The organism is Hydrocoleum sp. CS-953, from assembly GCF_002260545.1.
GTDB lineage: Bacteria > Cyanobacteriota > Cyanobacteriia > Cyanobacteriales > Microcoleaceae > Trichodesmium.
This window is the reverse complement of record NZ_LGSU01000103.1, coordinates 1-2180: the sequence shown is the minus strand read 5'-3', so window position 1 is coordinate 2180 and position 2180 is coordinate 1. Positions and strand designations below refer to the sequence as shown.

The 2180-nt window shown below is 30.8% G+C and carries 4 protein-coding genes; all 4 read left to right on the top strand.

Annotated elements, in window-relative coordinates:
• Positions 1-305: 305 nt before the first annotated feature.
• On the top strand, positions 306-548 hold the full coding sequence (locus AFK68_RS40805; RefSeq protein WP_246843912.1) for a DUF262 domain-containing protein: 243 nt from the start codon (positions 306-308) through the stop codon (positions 546-548).
• Between the two features lie 237 nt (positions 549-785).
• Positions 786-1403, top strand: coding sequence for a hypothetical protein (locus AFK68_RS40800; RefSeq protein WP_246843911.1), 618 nt, complete (start codon positions 786-788; stop codon positions 1401-1403).
• On the top strand, positions 1403-1531 hold the full coding sequence (locus AFK68_RS43205) for a hypothetical protein (protein ID WP_256386457.1): 129 nt from the start codon (positions 1403-1405) through the stop codon (positions 1529-1531). Before AFK68_RS40800 ends, AFK68_RS43205 begins: the two co-directional genes overlap by 1 nt.
• A gap of 59 nt (positions 1532-1590) precedes the next feature.
• On the top strand, positions 1591-2180 hold a 590-nt coding region (locus AFK68_RS00650; RefSeq protein WP_246843913.1), incomplete at its 3' end, for an MAE_28990/MAE_18760 family HEPN-like nuclease.

Sequence of the window (2180 nt, the reverse complement as noted above, 5' to 3'; positions counted from 1 at the left end):
GAAACCGGGTTTATTGCCCTGATTATTATTTTTCAAATGATTCCTTGATAAACCCGGTTTCTGCGTAAGTCCTGGAGTAATTAAATCTGAAAACAATGCCGAAAAATATTAAAGCCAGGCGTAGGGTGGGGAGGGTTAGGCGACAATAACTATTAATCGTAACCAAAATTTAACTTTCCGCCGTAACCCACCGAAAATTAAGCACTCTAAAAATCTTAATCTTTACTTGACAAACACTCTCTTATAAAGGGGATTTCACGCTATAATTTACTTTAAATATTAAGCACTTTACCGAAAACAAAAATATGTCAGCAAAGTCAAAAGCTACTAATAGTAAATCCCAAATAACTAATGAACAAAAAGAAGCTGCTGAAGCTGAGATTAGGGAAAAGCAAAAACCTGTTGATTATGATACGAAAGAATATCCAGTAGAAGTTATTGTTCAGAAATATATGGAAGGAATAGAAGATGATACTAATGAGTTGTTTATTCCTGATTATCAAAGAGAGATTGCTTGGGATGAAAAAAGGCAGTCAAAATTTATATAATCTGTGCTTTTAGGATTACCAATACCATATATATTTGTTGCTGATATTTATGACAAAGAAAATGATTTAGGACGTTTATAAATAGTAGATAGTACCCAACGTATTCGCAGTTTATATAAATTTTCTAATAATGAACTGACTTGAGTCGGATTAGAAAAACTAAAAAAGCTGAATAATTTCACTTTTGCCGATTTACCACTTGCTCGTCAAAGACGTTTCAATAGAAGTACCATTCGGATGATTCAACTAACAGAAAAAGCAGATGATGAAGTCCGACGAGATATGTTTGAAAGAATTAATACTGGTAGTGTTATTTTAAACGATATGGAAAAACGTAGAGGAATACAACGCGGACCTTTTCTTGATTTGATTAATAAATTATCAGAAAATTCCAAATTTAGAGAGCTATGTCCGTTTTCTGAAGCTCTCATTCGGAGGCGAGAACCTCAAGAATTTGTTTTGCGTTTTTTCGCAGATCTAAATAATTATCAAAATTTTGAAAGTCAAGTAAATTTATTTCTAAATGATTATTTAGAAATACACAATAAGGAGGATAATTTTGACCGGAATAAAATGCAGGCAGAATTTGAGTCAATGCTAGATTTTGCAGAAAAGAATTTACCTTATGGATTTAGGAAAGGGGAAAACTCTATAAAAATTCCTAGAATTAGATTTGAAGCTATTTCTGTAGGTACTGCACTTGCTTTAAGAAAAAGAAAAAATCTCAAACCAAAATCAATGGATTGGCTAAATTCACCAGAATTTAAAAAACACACTACTTCTGATGCTAGTAACTCTAGACCAAAAGTTATTGGGAGGATTGAATATGTGCGAGACAAACTATTAAGTAAATAATGACAAGTATTTTATTTCAAAATTTTAATGAACGCTCTAAAGAGGTAGGTAAATATTTTATTTTTCTCAAAAGTCTACAGCAAGGAACACTAATTGAATATGTGCGAGATAAACTGTTAGCTAAGTAATGACAAGTATTTTATTTCAGGATTTTAATTAGCGCTCTAAAGAAGTCGGTAAATATTTTATTTTTCTCAAAAGTCTACAGCAAGGAACAACTAAATTAGCAATGGAAAGTAAAGCAGAAAAGAAAGTCAAAGAAATTGATCCAGAGTTAATAAAAACTCTGAAAGCAAGTGCTTTTTTATTGCTTTACAATTTAGTAGAATCTACTATGAGAGATGCTATTGAAGAAATATTTAATGAAATGAAAAATAAAAGTGTTTCCTTCGATAAAATCAGACCAGAATTAAAGAAAATTGTTCTTCAGAATTTGAAGCGGAGGAACCCCGATAAAGTTCTTCAAAAAGTTGTAGATATATCTGTTGATATTATTACTGCTGGATTTGATAAAGAAGAATTATTTTCGGGAAATATTGATGCTCAAAAGATTAAAGCAACAGCTAAGGAATATGGATTTTCTGCAAAAACAAAAACTGATAGTAGCGATTTATTGACAGTTAAGAATAACAGAAATGATTTAGCACATGGTATTAAATCTTTTGCCGAAGTAGGAAAGGATAAAAGTTTTGATGAACTGATAAAAATTAAAAAGAAAGTAGTAAAATATCTGAGGCAGATTCTCGAAAATATTTCAATATATATAGATAATCAGGA

Excerpts from the sequence above, each read along its gene's own strand:
- AFK68_RS43205 (WP_256386457.1), top strand. The coding sequence starts at position 1,403 with ATGACAAGTATTTTATTTCAAAATTTTAATGAACGCTCTAAAGAGGTA.
- AFK68_RS40805 (WP_246843912.1), top strand. The coding sequence starts at position 306 with ATGTCAGCAAAGTCAAAAGCTACTAATAGTAAATCCCAAATAACTAAT.
- AFK68_RS40800 (WP_246843911.1), top strand. The coding sequence starts at position 786 with ATGATTCAACTAACAGAAAAAGCAGATGATGAAGTCCGACGAGATATG.